At 59.6% G+C, this 19,897-nt stretch carries 16 protein-coding genes; 2 read left to right on the top strand and 14 right to left on the bottom strand.

The window, feature by feature from the left end:
- Positions 1-251: 251 nt before the first annotated feature.
- Positions 252-2,882: a phosphoenolpyruvate carboxylase gene (gene ppc / locus QMX84_RS18020; protein WP_282364436.1), complete on the bottom strand. Its 2,631-nt coding sequence runs from the start codon at positions 2,880-2,882 to the stop codon at positions 252-254.
- Positions 2,883-3,166: 284 nt separating this feature from the next.
- On the opposite strand from ppc, the gene QMX84_RS18015 reads away from it, so the two are divergent.
- Both QMX84_RS18015 and QMX84_RS18010 read left to right on the top strand, forming a co-directional pair.
- Positions 3,167-3,565, top strand: coding sequence for a DUF4398 domain-containing protein (locus QMX84_RS18015; RefSeq protein WP_173430579.1), 399 nt, complete (start codon positions 3,167-3,169; stop codon positions 3,563-3,565).
- Between the two features lie 65 nt (positions 3,566-3,630).
- Entirely contained in the window at positions 3,631-4,410 is a 780-nt protein-coding gene (locus QMX84_RS18010; protein WP_048368137.1) for an OmpA family protein, read from the top strand.
- A 200-nt stretch (positions 4,411-4,610) separates the two neighbouring features.
- On the opposite strand, the gene QMX84_RS18005 is transcribed toward QMX84_RS18010, so the two are convergent.
- The 13 genes from QMX84_RS18005 to QMX84_RS17945 all read right to left on the bottom strand — a co-directional run bounded on the left by QMX84_RS18005 (position 4,611) and on the right by QMX84_RS17945 (position 19,718).
- The gene (locus tag QMX84_RS18005; RefSeq protein ID WP_282364435.1) at positions 4,611-4,937 is read right to left on the bottom strand and encodes a hypothetical protein; all 327 of its coding nucleotides are present in this window, start codon (positions 4,935-4,937) and stop codon (positions 4,611-4,613) included.
- Positions 4,934-5,839, bottom strand: a complete 906-nt coding sequence (locus QMX84_RS18000) for an alpha/beta hydrolase (protein WP_282364434.1) — start codon at positions 5,837-5,839, stop codon at positions 4,934-4,936. The genes QMX84_RS18005 and QMX84_RS18000 overlap by 4 nt, the downstream gene beginning before the upstream one ends.
- Positions 5,840-5,855: 16 nt before the next feature.
- The gene (locus QMX84_RS17995; RefSeq protein ID WP_123749706.1) at positions 5,856-7,133 is read right to left on the bottom strand and encodes a flavohemoglobin expression-modulating QEGLA motif protein; all 1,278 of its coding nucleotides are present in this window, start codon (positions 7,131-7,133) and stop codon (positions 5,856-5,858) included.
- A 24-nt stretch (positions 7,134-7,157) separates the two neighbouring features.
- A complete protein-coding gene (locus QMX84_RS17990; protein WP_262126700.1) occupies positions 7,158-7,706 on the bottom strand; it encodes a hypothetical protein in 549 nt (182 codons plus the stop codon).
- A 290-nt stretch (positions 7,707-7,996) separates the two neighbouring features.
- On the bottom strand, positions 7,997-9,499 hold the full coding sequence (lysS, locus tag QMX84_RS17985) for a lysine--tRNA ligase (protein ID WP_048368143.1): 1,503 nt from the start codon (positions 9,497-9,499) through the stop codon (positions 7,997-7,999).
- 113 nt (positions 9,500-9,612) lie between these two features.
- Positions 9,613-10,708 (bottom strand): peptide chain release factor 2 gene (gene prfB / locus QMX84_RS17980; protein WP_262126699.1). Its coding sequence is split into 2 segments (ribosomal slippage): positions 9,613-10,635 and positions 10,637-10,708, totalling 1,095 coding nucleotides; the frame shifts between segments, so codons are not numbered across the junction.
- A 551-nt stretch (positions 10,709-11,259) separates the two neighbouring features.
- Positions 11,260-12,261, bottom strand: a complete 1,002-nt coding sequence (locus tag QMX84_RS17975; RefSeq protein WP_153326151.1) for a PleD family two-component system response regulator — start codon at positions 12,259-12,261, stop codon at positions 11,260-11,262.
- A gap of 52 nt (positions 12,262-12,313) precedes the next feature.
- Entirely contained in the window at positions 12,314-13,324 is a 1,011-nt protein-coding gene (locus QMX84_RS17970; RefSeq protein WP_048368146.1) for a chemotaxis response regulator protein-glutamate methylesterase, read from the bottom strand.
- Positions 13,321-15,633 carry a hybrid sensor histidine kinase/response regulator gene (locus QMX84_RS17965; RefSeq protein WP_262126695.1) on the bottom strand — a complete coding sequence of 771 codons (2,313 nt, stop codon included), beginning with the start codon at positions 15,631-15,633 and terminating at the stop codon, positions 13,321-13,323. Before QMX84_RS17965 ends, QMX84_RS17970 begins: the two co-directional genes overlap by 4 nt.
- The gene (locus tag QMX84_RS17960) at positions 15,630-16,316 is read right to left on the bottom strand and encodes a chemotaxis protein CheW (protein WP_262126694.1); all 687 of its coding nucleotides are present in this window, start codon (positions 16,314-16,316) and stop codon (positions 15,630-15,632) included. The genes QMX84_RS17965 and QMX84_RS17960 overlap by 4 nt, the downstream gene beginning before the upstream one ends.
- Positions 16,313-17,584, bottom strand: a complete 1,272-nt coding sequence (locus QMX84_RS17955) for a protein-glutamate O-methyltransferase CheR (RefSeq protein WP_282364433.1) — start codon at positions 17,582-17,584, stop codon at positions 16,313-16,315. The genes QMX84_RS17960 and QMX84_RS17955 overlap by 4 nt, the downstream gene beginning before the upstream one ends.
- Complete coding sequence (locus QMX84_RS17950; RefSeq protein ID WP_282364432.1) at positions 17,581-18,096, bottom strand: chemotaxis protein CheW; 516 nt, start codon at positions 18,094-18,096, stop codon at positions 17,581-17,583. The genes QMX84_RS17955 and QMX84_RS17950 overlap by 4 nt, the downstream gene beginning before the upstream one ends.
- Entirely contained in the window at positions 18,096-19,718 is a 1,623-nt protein-coding gene (locus QMX84_RS17945) for a methyl-accepting chemotaxis protein (protein ID WP_262126691.1), read from the bottom strand. The genes QMX84_RS17950 and QMX84_RS17945 overlap by 1 nt, the downstream gene beginning before the upstream one ends.
- Positions 19,719-19,897: the final 179 nt, after the last annotated feature.

Below are 19,897 nucleotides of genomic sequence, written 5' to 3'. Positions count from 1 at the left end.
AGACTCGCCTCTTGGGGCCAATCTCAAAATCGGGTAATGGCCGCAAAACAGGCCAAAGGGCTGACCAAGATACACAGCCGTTCCGGACCACACAAGCGGGCCAAAGTAGGAATAATCACTGCTAAAGCAGCCCTTGCGACCGGGTGTCACAGGTCGCAACCCTGGCAAAAAGTGTCGCGCCGGGGCCGGATCAGGCCATGAAAAGCCCCGATGTTTGGCACCACGGCGCGACTTTTGACCAGCGAAAGAGCTTAGCCGGTGTTGCGCAAACCCGCCGCGATCCCCGCCACAGTCACCAGCAGCGCTTGTTCCAGAGGGCTGTCCTGATCGGTTTGCTGGCGTCGCGAACGCGCCAGCAGCTCAGCCTGCAACAAGTGCAGCGGGTCAAGGTAGGTGTTGCGCAAGCGGATGAACTCCAGCGTGTCCGGGCTGTGCGCCATCAGTTGAGACTGCCCGGTCAAACCCAGCACCACCTCGCACGCCTGCGACAATAAGTCGCGTAAGTGAGCACCCAAAGGCAGCAATTCAGGGGCCACCAGACGTTCGTCATAGAGCCGGGCGATGTCGGCATCCGCTTTGGCCAGGACCATTTCCAGCATGTCGATGCGGGTGCGGAAGAACGGCCACTGCTCGCGCATTTGCGCCAGTTGCTCTCCTTCACCGCGCGCCAGCGCCTGGCTGAGCGCGGTTTCCCAGCCGAGCCAAGCGGGCAGCATCAGGCGGGTTTGGGTCCAGCCGAAAATCCACGGGATGGCGCGCAAGCTTTCAATCCCGCCTGCGCGGCGCTTGGCCGGGCGACTGCCCAAGGGCAAGCGGCCCAGTTCCTGTTCCGGGGTGGACTGGCGGAAATACTCGACAAACTGCGGATTGTCGCGCACCACCGAGCGGTAGGCCTTGACCCCGTCGTCGGCCAGTTCATCCATCAGCACTCGCCACCCCGGCTCAGGCAGCGGCGGAGGCAGTAATGTGGCTTCGAGTACCGCCGACAGGTACAGGTTGAGGTTTTGCTCGGCGATGTCAGGCAGGCCAAATTTAAAGCGGATCATCTCGCCCTGTTCAGTGGTACGGAAACGCCCCGCCACCGACCCCGGCGGTTGCGACAGAATCGCCGCATGCGCCGGGCCGCCGCCACGCCCCACGGTGCCGCCACGGCCATGAAACAGCAGCAGGTCGACGTGTTGCTCGCGGCAAATATTCACCAGGTTTTCTTGCGCCCGGTACTGCGCCCACGCCGCTGCCGTGGTGCCGGCATCCTTGGCCGAGTCGGAGTAGCCGATCATCACTTCCTGCGGCCCCTGCAGGCGTGCGCGGTAACCCGGCAACAGCAACAGGCGCTCAATCACCGGCCCGGCATTGTCCAGATCGGCCAGGGTTTCAAACAGTGGCACCACGCGCATCGGGCGCTCAAGCCCGGCCTCTTTGAGCAGCAGTTGCACCGCCAGCACGTCAGAAGCCGCACCCGCCATGGAGATCACGTATGAGCCCAGCGAAGCCCCCGGCGCAGCCGCCACTTCACGGCACGTGGCCAACACTTCGGCCGTCTCTGCGGCGGGTTTGAAGTAACCCGGCAACAACGGGCGACGGTTGTTCAACTCGCGCATCAGGAAGATCAGGCGCGCGTCTTCATCCCAGTCTTCATAGCGGCCAAGGCCCAGGTAATCGGTGATTTCAGTCATGGCCGAGGTGTGCCGGGCCGCGTCCTGACGCACATCAAGGCGCACCAGGAACAGGCCAAACGTTACCGCCCGACGCAGGCAATCGAGCAACGGCCCGTCCGCAATCACACCCATGCCACAGGCGTGCAGCGACGTGTAACAGAGCTTCAACGGTGCCAGCAGGTCCTGGTTGTCATGCAACACACCTTCAGGCGCAGGTTGTGCGCTGTGCAAGGCGCTCTGCGCCCAGGCACGGGTGATGCGCAAGCGTTCCCGCAATTGTTTGAGCACCGCGCGGTACGGCTCGGCACTCTCCCCCGCCACCGCGAGCAATTCATCGGTGGCCTGCTGCATGGACAGGTCAGCGGCGAGTTTATCGATGTCACGCAGGTACAAATCGGCGGCCATCCAGCGCGCCAGCAAGAGCACTTCGCGGGTGACCGTGGCGGTCACGTTGGGGTTGCCATCACGGTCGCCGCCCATCCACGAAGCAAAGCGAATGGGCGCTGAATCCAGCGGCAAATGCAGCCCGGTGGCCTCGTGCAACGCCGCGTCGGCGGTGCGCAGCATGTTGGGCAGCGCCTGCCACAACGAGTGTTCAATAACGGCAAAACCCCACTTGGCCTCATCCACGGGTGTAGGCCGGGTACGACGGATTTCTTCGGTGTGCCAGGCCTCGGCGATCAAGCGTTGCAAGCGCTCTTCGATTCGCGACTTCTCGGCCAGGGTCAGATCCCGGTGATCCTGAGCCGCCAGTTGCTCGGCAATCGCATCGTATTTTTGGATCAAGGTGCGGCGCGTAACTTCGGTCGGGTGGGCCGTGAGCACCAGCTCAATCTCAAGGCCGCTGAGTTGCTGCGCCAGCGAGTTCGCGTCATGCCCTTCGGCCAGCAAGCGGCTCAACAACGTGGGCAGCACTTGCGACTCAAACGGTTGCGGCTGGTCATCGCCACGCCGGTGAATCAACTGGTATTGCTCGGCGATATTGGCCAGGTTCAAAAACTGGTTGAACGCCCGTGCTACCGGCAGCACTTCGTTATCGCTGAGGGCATCGAGAATGGCGCTTAATTCTTCGCCCGGAGTGCCGTGCCGGTCGTCTTTGGCGCCCTGGCGGATCCGTTCGATCTTGGCGAGAAAAGCGTCGCCGTATTGGTCACGAATCGTATTACCCAACAGCTCACCCAGCAGGTGAACATCATCGCGCAAGCGTGCATCAATATCGGTCATCAGCCATTTCTCCAGCAGATTCTGGGCGAGTTCGTGACCCAAGAGTGCGTCGCAATGGGCGTCGCTGGCAAGCCGTGCGCGCGCTAAACAGCTAATTAACCTATGACCCATCAGTCAGAAAATTTTTAGGCAAACTGCCATCTTTTTTTTTGAACTATTCAAATTTCGTTCAGGTCACAGCTTTTAACCATCACTGCAGGAACCTGCGTCCAACTGCTCCAGGTCAACCGACAGTTGTGATGGAGATGATGTTTTTAAGGAGTTCCCTAATGGAGTTGAAGACCATGATGACCCGCACTGTCAAAACCACCTCTCCTCGCCTGCGCGGGCTGAAACTGGCTGCATTGGCGATCGGTGCCAGCTTCGTTTTAGCCGGTTGCGCTGGCAACCCGCCAACCGAGCAATACGCTGTGACGCAGTCGGCCGTGAACAACGCCGTCAGCGCTGGCGGTACCGAATACGCTCCAGTGGAAATGAAGTCGGCACAAGACAAGCTCAAACAAGCTGAGCTGGCCATGCACGACAAAAAATACGACGAAGCGCGTCGCCTGTCCGAACAAGCTGAATGGGACGCTCGCGTAGCAGAACGTAAAGCCCAGGCCGCCAAAGCCGAGAAGGCCGTTCAGGATGCTCAGAAAGCCGTCCAGCAACTGCGTCAGGAAGGTATGCGCGGCCTGCAATAACAGCCGCCCCTCTTTGATCGCAACTGGCGATACAGCATTCCTAATAGATAGAAAGGACAACTATTATGCGCAATACAGTAATGATCCCTGCCCTGCTGGCCCTGAGCGTTGGTTTGGCCGCGTGCTCGCACCAGCCGAACGTTAACCTGGAAAACGCCAAGAGCAACTACTCGGCCCTGCAAACCAACCCGGAAGCGACCAAGGTTGCAGCGCTAGAAACCAAAGACGCTGGCGAGTGGCTGGACAAGGCTGAAAAGGCCTACCTGGACAAAGAAAAAGAGTCCAAGGTTGACCAACTGGCTTACCTGACCAACCAGCGTGTTGAGCTGGCCAAGCAAACCATCGCCCTGCGTACCGCTGAAAACCAGCTGAAAAACGCCGGTTCTGATCGTGCCCAGGCTCTGCTGGATGCCCGTGACGCGCAAATCAAAAAGCTGCAAAGCCTGAACGCCAAGCAAACGGATCGCGGCACCTTGGTGACCTTCGGTGACGTGCTGTTTGACTTCGACAAGGCCAACCTCAAGCCTAACAGCCGCGAAAGCATCGCGACCCTGTCCAACTACCTGATCCAGAACCCGGATCGCAAGGTGATTGTTGAGGGTTACACCGACAGCAAAGGCAGCGCTTCTTACAACCAGAACCTGTCCGAGCGTCGCGCCAATGCGGTTAAAGCGGCACTGGTACGTGCCGGTGTAGACCCATCGCGTATCGTTGCCCAAGGCTATGGCAAGGAATACCCGGTTGCTGACAACAGCAGCAACTCGGGCCGCGCTCAAAACCGCCGCGTTGAAGTGACTATCTCCAACGACAACCAGCCGGTTGCGCCACGCTCTTCGATCCAGTAAATCGATAAGCGTTAAATGAAAGCCCCGCCTGAGTGATCAGGCGGGGCTTTTTGTTGTATGGCTTTTCCCTCACCCCAGCCCTCTCCCGGGGGGAGAGGGAGCTCTACCGACGTGTTCTCACATTCAGCGTCAGGCTCACAGATCGCCAAAATCTACAGCAGCCCGCAATCGGGAGAGGCGTGGTGAGGGCGCTTTTGCTCTTAAGGTTGCAGCTTCGGCGTCTCTTGCTCCATGCAATGCACGGCCTGTTTCTTGTTATTGACCAACACCCCGGTCAGGCCTTTTTGTTCGGTATCAAACAGCACCACGATCCCGTCAATGCACTGCGCCACCTGATTGGCCGGGGTCAGGGAGACTTTGTAGTCCTCGCCCGGCAAGGTCTTGAGCATGGTGAAGTCGTTGAGCAGCAACGCATCCTCAGGCTTGGCGAAGTGTAGGTAACCGTAGTACCACAGGCAGCCCACCGTACCGATGATGGTGCCGATGCCAGTGAGGATCAGGGGGATGGCGTTACGCTCTTCACTCATTGCGGGGTCTCTGTTTCGGGAGCTTTAGTCGGCGAGTAATTGGGGATCTCCCCCAGTCGCCGCACACCGTTGAAATGTTGCGGGTCTTCAAGATAACGCAGCATCACTTGGCGCCAGGTCGGGTCACCAAACGTTTGCACGTGACCGCCCCGGGTCAGTTGCAACACCTTGGGCGGCGGCGCGGCCTGGTACAGGCGGATGCCGTTGGACAGCGGGACGATCGGGTCGTCCATGCTGTGAAAAATCAGCACGGGCACGTCTTTCATGTCCGGCATGGCGTATACCGCACTGTCTGCGTCAGGCACCAGCCACGACAGCGGCACTTGCAAGGGCCAGGTCAGCCAGGACGTGCTCAGGGCAAATTGCCCCACTTCGCGGTAACTGGCCGGTACACCATCAAGCACCACGGCCTTGAGCCGGGCGCGCTGCTGCGGGTGCTGGCTCAGGTAATGAACGCCCATGGCCCCGCCCAGGCTTTGCCCCAGCACAATCAGCGGCTGCCCCTGCACGGACGGTTGTTGCTCTAACCAGTCAAAGGCGGCATCGATGTCCTGATACACCGCTGGCAAGCCAGGCTTGCCCTGCGACAGGCCGTAACCGCGATAGTCGAGCATCAGCACTTGATAGCCCTGCTCGGGCAACCAGGCCACCGCGCCCAAGTGGTACGCCAGATTGCCGCCATTGCCATGCAGGTGCAGCACCGTGCCCTTGAGCGGCACGCCGGGCTTGGACGGCAGCCACCAACCATGCAGTTGCGTGCCATCGGCGGCAGTGAGGTTGACGTCTTTGTACGCAAGGCCCGCCGCCGTCGGGGTAATCGGCTGGCCAGGTTCGGGGTAAAACAACAATGAGCTGCATCCGCTGAGGGCGAACAGCAGGCAGAGTGCAGCCAGGGTTTTCATTGAATGGACCGCCTTGTCACAAAATATTGGAGTAGTCGGCTTCGATCCGGTCCAGGCTCAAGTGGTTGAGAAAGTTGGAGAAGCACATCCATGCCGACAAGGCGTTCATGTCGCGGAACTGGTCCGGCAGGTATTTAGGTGCAACCACCAACCCTTCATCGACCAACTGGCGCAAGGTGCGCATGTCTTCCAGCGTGGTCTTGCCACAGAACAACAGCGGCACTTGTTCGAGCTTGCCCTTACGCACGGCCAACTGAATGTAGTTGTAAACCATGATGAAGCCTTTGAGGTAGGACAAGTCTTTGGTGAATGGCAGACCATTTGGCACCGAGCCACGGAAAACCCGACTCGCGTTGCCGTAGCTTTCTGGCATCTCGAAACCCTGGTCACGAAAGAACTGATACACCTGCATAAAGTCCGCGCCCTCTTCCACCATGTGAATGGCGCGGGTGCGGTTGGTCAGTTTGCGCAGGCGGCTCGGGTAAGAGGCAAAGGTGATGACTTCCATCAAAATCGCCAGCCCTTCCTGGGTCACGGTCGATGAGGGCGGGCCTTTGGACAGGAAGGTGCAAATGGGCTGGTTTTGGCCATTGAGCGTGGTGCCCACGTGCACCAGCCCTTCGTGTACTTCGAGGGCGCGCACGTCACGCTCGTTAAACATCGCATCGCTGCGGATCTTGATGTAGTCGGCGCCGGCTGCTGCGTCCGCGACGATACCGTCCGACTCAAACACCCGAATGGTTTCTTCGCACTCGCCAAAGACCTTGTTGAGCCGGCTTTGCAGCAGGTTGACCGCGTCTTTGGCGGTCAGGTTTTTGACTTCGTCCTTGAGGTCGCCACGCCCGTCGATGTTGTCCAGGTAATCGGACATCATCAAGCCCAGATCGGCCAGGGTCGGATCACCGGCATGGAACGCGTCGGAAGCGGCGCCGTACAACTCTTGGGAAATCAGCCCGAAGTCTTCTGTGCCGCGTGCTTCGAGCATGCGCACCACCATTCGGTACTCTTTGCACATACGCCGCATGATCTGCCCGACCGGGTTGAACTGCCCCAGTTGCCGGGTGATGTCGCGCTCGATGTGCTGGAACTCTGACTTGACCGCACTGGAGTCAAAAGACAGCGGCCGCGACAAGTAATAGTCACGGCTGACCGCTGGCATCTCTTTGCCTTTGGCCTTTAAAAAACCCTGCCGGATGCTGTCATCCCACTTCACCGCATCCAGCACGCGGATCGGCGCCTGGGCCAGCACAATGCGGTCTGACAATGTGCGTATGGTGCGCTGGTAATCGTCCACCCGCGGCTCCTTGATTAAATGCGGTTACTTGATCGCACGCTGATAGCGGGCCACTTCGACAAAGACGTCCGAATTGGCAGGATCGTCGAGGTATGCAAAAACTGTAGCTGATGGGCTCTTGATCTGTACGCCTGAGCCTTCAGACGTTTCGACCGGCTCACCATTCAAGGCTGACTGGCCTATCGCCTGCTTGATCTGATCAAGGTCCAGGTCGTATACGACCAACTCGCCGTTGTCGTTCACCTCAAAGCCATTGAGCGTGTAGCCACCGCCCAGTTTGGCCGGCAAATTGGCCGAGGCGTACCAGCGGCTGCCGTGACGGGCAACGATAAAGGTGTAGCGATCACGCGCCTTAGGTTCGCCCTTGGGGTAGACCTCGGCTTGGTAGCGAGTCTTGTCGACGGCGCGGATATTAAGGTTGCGCGCCTCGCCCCAGGCATCCTTGCTGGTCCATTTTCCGAGCAGTTGTTTTGGCGCTGGCTGGGCCGCAATCGGTGCGTCTTTAAACGTCACCAGGCACCCGCCTAACATCAAAAATGACAATGCCACCAGCAATACGCGCCACACTTTCATGCCTGCATCCTTCTATAGAGCGGCCAGGGCTCATTGAGTAGGGCCTGATATTCCATCCGACTGACAATCGCCGTCAACCGTTGGCATGCTGGTGCGCCTGATTGAAGAGCGCGATTTTCTTTGTAGCCGCTGCCGAAGGCTGCGATAAGGTCCGCAGGGCCTTCACTTTTGACGCCAGAAACCGGGGCTGCTTCGCAACCCATCGCAGCCTTCGGCAGCGGCTACACCCTATGCGCTTTCATCGGGCAATAAAAAACCGCCTTGAATCGGCGGTTTTTTATTCAGCATCGTTACGCTTGTGGGCGCATGTGAGGGAACAGGATCACGTCGCGAATTGACGGGGAGTTGGTCAACAGCATCACCAGACGGTCGATACCGATACCTTCACCCGCCGTTGGCGGCATGCCGTATTCCAGTGCACGCACGAAGTCGGCGTCGTAGTGCATGGCTTCGTCGTCACCGGCGTCTTTGTCTGCTACCTGCGCCATGAAACGCTCGGCCTGGTCTTCCGCGTCGTTCAACTCGGAGTAGGCGTTGGCGATTTCACGACCACCGATAAACAGCTCAAAGCGGTCGGTCACGTTCGGGTTGTCGTCGTTACGACGGGCCAGCGGCGACACTTCAAACGGGTACTGGGTGATGAAGTGCGGCTGTTCCAGCTTGTGCTCGACCAGCTCTTCGAAAATCATCACTTGCAGCTTGCCCAGGCCTTCGAAGCCCAGCACCTTGGCACCGGCTTTTTTGGCGATTTCACGCGCCTTGTCGATGTCGTTCAGGTCTGCAGCGGTCAGCTCAGGGTTGTACTTGAGGATCGAATCGAAGACCGACAGGCGCACAAACGGCTCGCCGAAGTGGAACACCTTGTCGCCGTACGGCACGTCGGTGCTGCCCAGAACCAGCTGTGCCAGTTCACGGAACAGCTCTTCGGTGAGGTCCATGTTGTCTTCGTAGTCGGCGTACGCCTGGTAGAACTCAAGCATGGTGAATTCTGGATTGTGACGGGTCGACACGCCTTCGTTACGGAAGTTACGGTTGATCTCGAACACTTTTTCGAAGCCGCCCACCACCAGACGCTTGAGGTACAGCTCAGGCGCGATACGCAGGAACATTTCCATGTCCAGCGCGTTGTGGTGAGTTTCGAAAGGCTTGGCTGCCGCGCCGCCCGGAATGGTTTGCAGCATCGGCGTTTCAACTTCAAGGAAGTCACGCGCCATCAGGAAGCTGCGGATGTGTGCGATCACTTGCGAACGCACACGGAAGGTGTGGCGCACGTCTTCGTTAACGATCAGGTCAACGTAACGCTGGCGATAGCGCTGCTCGGTGTCAGTCAGACCGTGGTGCTTGTCTGGCAGCGGGCGCAGGGATTTAGTCAGCAGGCGCACGTTGGTCATTTCAACGTACAGGTCGCCTTTGCCGGAACGGGCCAGGGTGCCTTCAGCGGCGATGATGTCGCCCAGGTCCCAGGTTTTCACGGCGGCCAGGGTTTCTTCTGGCAGGGTTTTACGGTTGACGTAGACCTGGATGCGACCGGTCATATCCTGGATCACCATGAACGCGCCACGGTTAAGCATGATGCGACCCGCAACCTTGACCGGAATGGCTGCTTCAGCCAGCTCTTCCTTGGTCTTGTCGGCGTACTGCTTCTGCAAGTCAGCGCAGTAGTTTTCACGACGAAAATCATTCGGGAAGGCGTTGCCTTTAGCGCGCTCGGCGGCAAGTTTTTCCTTGCGCAGGGCGATCAGGGCGTTTTCTTCCTGTTGCAGGTCTTGGGGGTCGAGTTGTTGGTCGCTCATGTCTTAAAAATTCCATCACAGGTTCGTTGCCCCTGCCCTGCGGCAGGGGTTGGCGGGCCTTTAGCGCGCCTTGAGGCATCGCATTGGCTGCGCACTTACGGTTATTGCGCGACTTACAGCCCTTGTTTCAGGCTGGCTACCAGGTATTCGTCGATATCGCCGTCGAGCACTTTGTCGCAATCGCTGCGCTCGATGTTGGTACGCAAATCCTTGATACGCGAAGCGTCGAGTACGTACGAGCGGATCTGGTGACCCCAGCCGATGTCGGACTTAGTCTCTTCCAGGGCTTGGGATGCCGCGTTGCGCTTCTGTACTTCTTGCTCGTAAAGACGGGCCCGCAACATTTTCATGGCGGTGTCTTTGTTCGCATGCTGGGAACGTTCGTTCTGGCAGCTCACCACGGTGTTGGTCGGTACGTGGGTAATCCGCACGGCCGAGTCGGTGGTGTTTACGTGTTGACCACCCGCACCGGAGGAACGATAGGTATCGATCCGCAGGTCAGACGGGTTGATGTCGATTTCGATGTTGTCGTCGATTTCCGGCGAAACGAAAACAGCCGAGAACGAGGTGTGACGACGGTTGCCCGAGTCGTAAGGACTTTTACGCACCAGACGATGGACGCCAATCTCGGTACGCAGCCAGCCAAAGGCGTATTCACCCTTGATATGCACGGTTGCGCCTTTGATCCCGGCGACTTCACCGGCAGACAATTCCATGATGGTGGCATCGAAGCCGCGCTTGTCGGCCCAACGCAGATACATCCGCAACAGGATATTGGCCCAGTCTTGCGCTTCGGTACCGCCGGAGCCTGCCTGAATGTCCAGGTAAGCGTTATTGGCGTCCATCTCACCGCTGAACATGCGGCGGAATTCGAGTTTTTCAAGGGCTTCGCGCAGACGCTCGACTTCAGCGGCGACGTCATCGACAGCGGCCTGGTCTTCTTCTTCGGCGGACATCAACAGCAGGTCTTTGGCATCGGCCAGACCTGAGTGCATCTCATCCAGGGTTTCGACGATCTGCGCCAGTTGAGCGCGTTCGCGGCCTAGCTCCTGGGCGTACGTCGGGTTGTTCCAGACACTAGGATCTTCAAGCTCGCGATTGACTTCGATCAGACGCTCATGCTTTTGATCGTAGTCAAAGATACCCCCGAATAGTTTCGGAGCGCTCTGACAGGTCCTTGATGCTGTTAAGGATCGGGTTGATTTCCATGGCTGGCGGCACTCGTAGGCGATTTTTACAAAGCCGGGGAGTATACCGCAAACATGGGTTGGCAGCAGCCCGCCTGGCGGGGGCAGTTCACTTTGTAGGAGCTGCCGCCCCGTCTTCGACGCCGCGCTGTCGCGCAGCAAACAGGCCACCAAATATCTTCAGCATCCCCCAATCGGTTCCCTCTCCTTCGGGAGAGGGCCAGGGTGAGGGAGCTCTTAATTTTTTGTACATATCCATTGCTGCGGCAACGGCCACTTGGGGTCAAGATCAAAAGATCGCGAGGCAAGCTCGCTCCTACAGAGTTTTGGGGTGAATTTTTGACGCATTCCGTCAGCAATTTCCTCTTCCCAATGCAGGGCGCTTCCTAGTTGCTGTTATGCGCCGAGCAGACGGTGCACTCGGTCGAAATGGCCCGTGCGGTGGTGGATTCATTGCTGGACAACGCTGAGTAACAAACCCCTCATGTAAGCAAAGCCACTCTGTAGGAGCGAGCTTGCCTCGCGATCTTTTGCCTTTAAAGATCAAAAGTTCGCGAGACAAGATGGGATGCTTTACTCGATCCCGACCTGGTTACGTCCGTTGTGTTTGGCCAGGTACAGGCCTTTGTCCGCCGCGGAGATCAATTGGCGTGAGCTGCCGTTTTGCTGTGGGGTGAGGGTCGCCAGGCCAATGCTGATGGTCAGGCTGCGGCCTTCGCTAGGCTGGATGTGCGGGATTTTCAGGGCTTCTACGGCCTGGCGCAGTTTTTCTGCCACCAGCCGTGCTCCGCCCTGGGAGGTGTTGGGCAAGACGATGGCGAATTCTTCACCGCCGTAACGCGCCGGCAGGTCAGACGGGCGACTGCTGGCATCGCGAATGGTCGAGGCCACTTTGCGCAGCGCTTCGTCGCCGTCCAGATGGCCGAAGGTGTCGTTGAAAGACTTGAAGTAGTCAACGTCTATCATCAACAACGACAGCTGGGTCTGCTCACGCAAGGCGCGGCGCCACTCCAGCTCGAGGTATTCGTCAAAGTGCCGACGATTCGACAGCCCGGTCAGGCCGTCCGAGTTCATCAACCGTTGCAGCACCAGGTTGGTGTCGAGCAGTTGCTGCTGGCTCACACGCAGCGCGCGGTAGGCCGCGTCACGCTGCAACAGGGTCATGTAGGAGCGCGAGTGATAGCGAATGCGCGCCACCAGTTCGATGTTATCGGGCAATTTGACCAGGTAATCATTGGCCCCCGCCGAAAACGCCGCGCTTTTGATCAGCGGGTCTTCTTTGGTGGACAGCACGATGATCGGGATATTCTGCGTCGCCGGGTGATTGCGGTATTCACGCACCAGGGTCAGACCGTCCAGCCCCGGCATGACCAGGTCCTGCAAAATCACGGTCGGCTTGATGCGGATGGCTTGCGCAATCGCCTGATGCGGGTCTGCACAGAAGTGAAAATCAATGTTCTGCTCTAGCGCCAACCCCCGGCGCACGGCTTCGCCGATCATCGCCTGATCGTCTACCAGCAGCACCATGGCGGCGTTTTCGTCTGTTTTAACGTCGTCCAACTGTAAATCGCTCATGCGCGTTCACCTGAATTACTGCCTTCAAGCCAGTCCTGCGGGATTTTGTCGATCATTTGGCAAATATCTCCAGCAAACGTGGCGCAATCTTGTCCAAAGGACGGATCTCAACCGCGGCATCAATGGCCGCAGCTGCTTTAGGCATGCCGTACACCGAACTGCTGTGTTGGTCTTGCGCAATGGTGAGGAAGCCTTGTTGGCGCATGAGTTTAAGCCCCTGAGCCCCATCGCGTCCCATGCCGGTTAATAACACCCCCACGGCATCTCCCTTCCAGTACCTTGCAACACTTTCAAAAAACACATCAATCGAGGGGCGATAAATCTCGTTTACCGGTTCTGCCGTGTAGGCCAAGGTACCGTTTTTCAACAACCGTATGTGATGGTTGGTGCCCGCCAGCAATACCGTCCCCGGCTGTGGCACTTCGCCTTCTCGGGCCAGGCGCACGTCCAGCCCGCACGAGCCGCTCAACCATTCCGCCATGCCCGCCGCAAACACTTGGTCTACGTGTTGCACCAGGACGATAGGCACCTGGAAATCTCGCGGCAGGCCCTTGAGCAAACTTTCCAGCGCCGCCGGGCCGCCCGCAGACGAGCCAATCACCACCAGCCCGCCCTGCAAGCCCAATGCTCGCGGCTGCGCCGACACCGGACGTACCCGCTTGTCACTCTGCCCCATCAACCAGCCCACGTTGAGGATCTTGCGCAATAACGGCGCTGCCGCTTCTTTGGCATTGCCTGCACCCAACGCGGGCGTGTCCACCACATCCAGCGCGCCAAAGCCCATGGCCTCGAACACGCGGTGTACGTTCTGCTCCCGGTCAACGGTCACAATCACGATGGCACAGGGCGTTTCAGCCATGATCCGTCGCGTCGCCTGCACCCCGTCCATGACCGGCATGATCAGGTCCATCAAAATCAGGTCCGGGGTGAACTCAGCACACTTTTGTACCGCCTCGGCACCATTGTGAGCGACCCAGACCACTTCATGGCTCGGCTCAAAGGCCAGCGCCCGACGCAGCGCTTCAACCGCCAAAGGCATGTCGTTGACGATGGCGATTTTCATGTTTGGGCTCCCCCGATGAGTTCAACCACGGCATCAAGCAAGGCGTCGTCATGGAAGCTGGCTTTGGCTAGATAATAGTCGGCTCCCGCATCCAGGCCACGTCGACGGTCTTCTTCGCGGTCTTTATAGGACACGACCATCACCGGCATGGATTGCAGGCGGTTGTCGCGGCGCAACAGGGTGACCAGCTCGATGCCATCCATGCGCGGCATGTCGATGTCGGTAATCAACAGATCGAAATGCTCGGCACGCAGGGCGTTCCAGCCGTCCATGCCGTCAACCGCCACGGCCACTTCGTAACCCCGATTGATCAGCAATTTGCGCTGCAATTCGCGCACGGTCAGCGAGTCGTCTACCACCAGAATGCGTTTGCGGGTCAATTCTGCGGTGTGCCGATTGCGCCGATCAATACGTTCCAGACGCCCGGTGTTGAGCAACTTATCGACCGAACGCAGCATATCTTCAACATCGACAATCAGCACTGGCGAACCATCGTCCAGCAGCGCGCCGGCCGAGATGTCCTGCACCTTGCCCAAGCGCGGATCGAGCGGCAAAACCACCAGCGTGCGCTCACCGATAAACCGCTCGACCGCGACGCCATACACCGCGTCGCGCTCACGGATCACCACCACTTTGAGGGTTTCGTCATCGCTTTGGCTGGGCGGGCGCTGGAGCAACTGGCTGGCGGCCACCAGGCCGACGTGTCGGCCTTCGTGCCAAAAGTGCTGACGCCCCTCGACTTGCACGATGTCATCCGGCAATAGGTCGCGCATGCGCTCGATGTGCGCCAGCGGGAAGGCGTAGGCCTCGTCGGCCACTTCAACCACCAAGCTGCGCACTACCGACAAGGTCAGCGGCACTTCCAGCAGGAACCGACTGCCCTGCCCTGCGGTTTGCTCCAGCACGATGGCTCCGCGCAGCAGGCGCACCATGTGTTGCACCGCGTCCAGCCCTACACCGCGCCCGGAGACTTCAGTCACCGTGTCGCGCAGGCTGAACCCCGGCAGAAAGAGGAAGGTCAGGAGTTCTTCTTCGCTCAGTTGCGCCACCGTCTCGGCGGTCGACAACTGGCGCTCGACGATGCTGCGGCGCAAGCGTTCGAGGTCGACACCGGCGCCATCGTCGCTCAGTTCGACGGCCAGCAACCCGGCCTGATGCGACACCCGCAAGCGGATCGTGCCTTCCGGCTGTTTGCCCGCCAGCAAGCGTTGCTCGGGCGATTCAACCCCGTGGTCGACGGCGTTGCGCAGCAAGTGGGTCAGCGGCGCTTCGAGTTTTTCGAGGACATCGCGGTCAACCTGGGTTTTCTCGCCTTCAATTTCCAGGCGTATCTGTTTGCCCAACGCCCGGCCCAGATCACGGACCATGCGTTCCTGGCCCACCAGTACATCGGCGAACGGGCGCATACGGCAGGCGAGCGCGGTGTCATAGAGCAATTGCGCGCGCTGGCTGGTCTGCCAGCCGAATTCGTCGAGTTCGGCGGTCTGCTCGCTGAGCAAATGCTGCGACTCGCAGAGCACGCGGCGGGCCTCGTTCAGCGCCTCTTCAACCTCGTGCGTCAGGCCCACCACTTTGAGCTGCTCGTTGAGGGTATCCAGCGCCCGCAGGCTGGTGCTTTGCATACGTTTAAGCCGATGCAGCGCCATCAGATACGGCTTGAGACGCTGGGTTTCGACCAGCGATTTACTCGACAGGTCGAGCAGGCTGTTGAGGCGCTCGGCGGTGACGCGCAACACCCGTTCGCCGCTTTCTGTCAGGCGCTGAGGCCGACGCGCAGGTTCGGGGGCCGGCTCGGCAGCCACTGGGGACACCGGCTCTGGCTGCAGCAGCGGCTCGGGCTCAGGCAAAGGCTCGGGGGCCAGCAACAATTGCGAGACGTCGAACTCTATTGGCGCGGCCCTTGGCGCCACCCGCCCGGAAGGATCCAGCAGTTCGTTGAGGTGAGCGACATAGGCGTCGATATCGGCCGGGCCGACGTTGTCGCTGCCCGGCGTGGCGATGCGCATCAACAAGTCGGTGCCCTGCAACAAGGCATCAATGTGCTCGGGATGCAGGCGCAAACGGCCTTCTTGCGCGCTGACCAGGCAGTCTTCCATCACGTGGGCCACGCTGACGCCCGCATCAACGCCAACAATCCGCGCTGCGCCCTTGAGCGAGTGGGCGGCGCGCATGCAGGCTTCCAGCTGGTCGGCCTGGGTCGGGTTGCGTTCAAGCGCCAGCAACCCCTCATTCAGCACCTGCGTCTGGGCCTCAGCCTCCAGGCTGAACAGTTCAAGCAGCGACGCGTCGCGCATTTGCTCGGGGGTCATGTCAGGCTCCGGGTAATTGCGCCAAGCAGTTGTTCTTCATCCAGCCAGCGCAGGCTGCGGTTTTTCCAGGCCAGCACACCCCGGGTGTATTTCGCGCTGGCATGCTCGCCCGACAGCGAGGCGGCGTTCAAAGCGCGTTCTTCAATGTTGTGGACACCGTCGACTTCATCTACCGGCAACACCACCGGGCCGCCATGGGCGGCCACGATCAGCATGCGCGGCATCACCCGCTGCGAAGGGGTAATGGTCACCGTAGGGTCCAGCCCCAGCAGATCAACCAGCGACAAACACGGCACCAGCGCACCGCGCACGTTGGCCACCCCTTTCAGGGCCCGCGAACGCTGGTGTGGCAACGAGTGAATGGCCTGCATACGTGCCACTTCGTCGAGGCACACCGTGTTCAGGCCCAGCCATTCACCGCCCAGACGGAACACCACCAGCGAACGTGTGGCGACTTTTTGCTCAGCCATTGGCTGGGCGTTCTGTTCCTCAGGCTCTTGTTCAAACGAGTAGCGATCCAGCAAGCGCGTGGCAGCCGCGGAATACACCGCGCAGTTGCGGCAATGGATATGCTCCGGCAACTTCGGGCAGGACTTGTCGCCGAAGATGCCGATGCGGTTCCAGCAGTCATCAATGGTCTGGGCTTCGTCATGAATCAAGCCTTGGGCAAATAAACCTCTCATTGTTTGCGCTCACTGTGAACCGAACGTTCATGACGGGCAGCGCGCTCCTGCAAGCGCTGGGCGCCTGCTGTGTCACCTTGGGCAGCCAAAAGAGCAGCCAGGTGCGCCAGCGCTTCTGAATGCTGGGGTTCCAGGTACAGCGCCTTGCGATAGAAACTCTGCGCCTGCGCCGCTTGATCTTCAACATCGCTGAGCAGGCCCAGCCAGTAGAACACCTGAGCGTGCGGGCCATGCAGTTGCAAAAACTGATCGCAAGCCTGGCGGGCATCGCTGCTTTTGCCTTCGTTGGCCAGCACGGCAATGTTCGCCAGCAAGGCGGCACCCGCGCACGCGCCGGGGGTTGGCGCGGTGGGCATTGCGGGCACTCGCGGTGCAAAGGGCCGGGGCGCAGACACCGGCGGCATCGGCCGTGGTGCGGGCTTGGGCAGCGGTCTGGACTCGGCCAGCGGTGGCCGCGCAACAGGCACCGGCTCATGGCTGTGACAGAAGGCGAACGACTGCGGTGCGCCAATTGAACGCATGCCCAGGCGGCCCAGCAGGCTGCCCTCGGCCGGGCCGATAAACAGAGCGCCGTCGTCACGGGTCAAGCGCTTGAGGATATCCAGCGCCTGATGCTGAGTCTTGAGGTCGAAGTAGATCAACAGATTGCGGCAGAACACAAAGTCATAAGGCAGGTGATGGCTGAGCAGCGTTGGGTCGAGCAAGTTGCCGACATGAAAAGTGACCTGCTCGTGCACCCGCTCGGACAGCTGATAGCTGTCATTGACCGGGGTGAAATAGCGCTCACGAAAATCAATTTGCTGACCGCGAAATGAGTTTTTGCCATACAGCGCCGACTGCGCCCGCGCCACCGACAACGGGCTGACGTCCAGGGCTTCGACTTTGAACTGATGCCCGACCAGCCCCGCATCAAACAGGGCCATGGCAATCGAATACGGCTCTTCGCCCGTGGAACACGGCAAGCTCAGAATGCGCAGGGTATGCAGGCCGCTGGTGTCGGCCAAACGCTGGCGGGCCAGACGGCCCAATGTGGCAAACGATTCGGGATACCGAAAAAACCAGGTCTCGGGCACGATCACCGATTCGATCAGCGCCTGCTGCTCATCGTGGGAACAGATCAGGCGCTGCCAGTAGTGATCGTTGTCGGGCATGTTCAACGCCAGACAGCGCTGGCGCACGGCACGCTCGATAATCGCCAGGCCCACGGACGCGACGTCCAGCCCTATGCGTTGCTTCAAAAAATCGTAAAAGCGCTGGTCGTCACTCATGCGAGCCCCTCTGCGCTGGTCTCATCCAGGTTAGGAGGAAACAGCAGCGCACACACCGCCGGGCTCAACAGGTCGTCGACATGGATCCACTGCAGTAAACCCTGGGCATCCTCACGAACCGGCCCCAGGTACGGAGCCTCGCGGTTATCCAGGCCGTAGGGCTGAAAATCTGCCGGGTCGCAGCGCAAGGTCGCGTTGGCCTGCTGCAGCATCAGCCCCAGCAGTTTGCCGCGAAAATTGACCAGCACCAGCCGCGTGCTGGTGCGGGCCACGGCTTCGTGGCCAAAGGTCATGGCGCTGATGTCGATGACCGGGACCATCTGCCCACGGTGCGAAAACACGCCAGCCACCCAGGCCGGGGCGTGGGCAATCGGTTTGAGCGGTAAACGCGCCAGCACCTCGACCACATCGGTCGCCGCCAAGGCATAACGCTCATCCCCGATGTAGAACACCAGAAACAGGCGCTGAGTCGGCGCCACGGCGGCCGCACGCTTGGTTAAAAGTTCGCTCATCAGACTTTAAAACGCGAAACGCCACTGCGCAGCCCAACGGCAACCTGACTGAGTTCGTCGATCGCGAAGCTGGCCTGACGCAAGGACTCTACGGTCTGACTGCTGGCATCACCCAACTGCACCAGCGCCAGGTTAATTTGCTCGGCGCCGGTGGCTTGCGCCTGCATGCCTTCGTTGACCATCAACACGCGCGGCGCCAAGGCCTGAACCTGATGAATGATTTGCGACAGTTGTTCACCGACTTGCGTCACCTCGGCCATGCCACGGCGCACTTCTTCAGAGAACTTGTCCATGCCCATCACACCCGCCGACACGGCGGACTGGATCTCGCGCACCATCTGCTCGATGTCATAAGTGGCGACAGCCGTTTGGTCGGCCAAGCGGCGCACTTCGGTGGCAACCACGGCGAAACCACGGCCATATTCACCGGCTTTTTCGGCTTCGATGGCGGCATTGAGTGACAACAGGTTGGTCTGGTCGGCCACTTTGACGATGGTCACCACCACCTGATTAATGTTGCCGGCTTTTTCATTGAGGATCGCCAGCTTGGCGTTAACCAGATCGGCAGCGCCCATCACCGAGTGCATGGTTTCTTCCATGCGCGCCAGGCCTTGCTGCCCGGAGCCGGCCAGAATCGAAGCCTGATCGGCAGCCGACGTCACTTCGGTCATGGTGCGCACCAGGTCACGGGAGGTGGCGGCAATTTCGCGGGAGGTCGCGCCGATTTCCGTGGTGGTGGCTGCGGTTTCGGTCGCCGTGGCTTGTTGCTGTTTGGACGTGGCGGCGATCTCGGTCACCGAGGTGGTGACCTGGACCGAGGACCGCTGGGCTTGAGACACCAGCGCGGTAAGCTCGGTCATCATGTCGTTGAAGCCGGTTTCGACGGCACCGAACTCGTCTTTGCGGTCCAGGTTCAAGCGTGAGCTCAAGTCACCGGAACGCATGGTTTCAAGGATCGAAACGATACGCTGCATCGGCGACATGATCGCCTGCAACAACAGGTAGCCGCACAGCCCGGCCGCCAGCACAGCCACGATCAGCGAGATGATCATGCTGATTTTTGCCGTCGTCACTGCATTGGCAATGGTTTCGGTGGCGTGGTTGGCTTGGGTGCGGTTGGTGTCAATGATGGTGTTGAGCTGCTTGCGCCCGGCCGCCCATAGCGGGGCCAGTTGCTCGTTGAGCATGGCGTCGGCTTGCTCGGTTTTTTTGTCTTCGTAAAACTGCAGAACGCCAGCCAAGGCCTTGGTGTATTGACCGTGGATACGCTCGAATTCATCAAACTCGGCGCGGTCCTGGTCATCAAAAATGGTGGTGCGATAGTTGTCCAGCTCCTGGTTCATGCGGTCTTCGTAGCTGGCATACAGCTTACGGTCTTCGCTGGTCAAATCACGCTGGGTGGCCGAGCCGACCAGTTGCAGGGTCAGGACATAGCTGTCGACCCAGGCACTGCGCACCATCGAACTGTAATAGACCCCGGGAATCGAATCGGTGCGAACGGTCTCTTCGCTCGACTCAATCGACAGCAGGCGCGAGTAAGACGCGACAACCATCAACAACATGATGGCGATGATCACCGCAAAGCTCGCCAAAATGCGTTGGCGTAACGTCCAGTTCTTCACAGTCTATCCTCGGGGCCATTCAAATGATGGAGGAGTATAGCCGAGGGCCAGCAAGGATTCTCACGGACGTTGAGACTGTTCTCACAGCAATTAGTAAAAAAACCTACAACACAGCTAACAGTGTAGGAGCGAGCTTGCCTCGCGATCTTTTCGACGTTTAAAAGATCGCGAGGCAAGCT

It is taken from the genome of Pseudomonas sp. PS01297 (assembly GCF_029959305.1).
Taxonomy (GTDB): Bacteria; Pseudomonadota; Gammaproteobacteria; order Pseudomonadales; family Pseudomonadaceae; genus Aquipseudomonas; species Aquipseudomonas helleri.
This window is presented reverse-complemented; position numbering and strand designations above follow the sequence as displayed.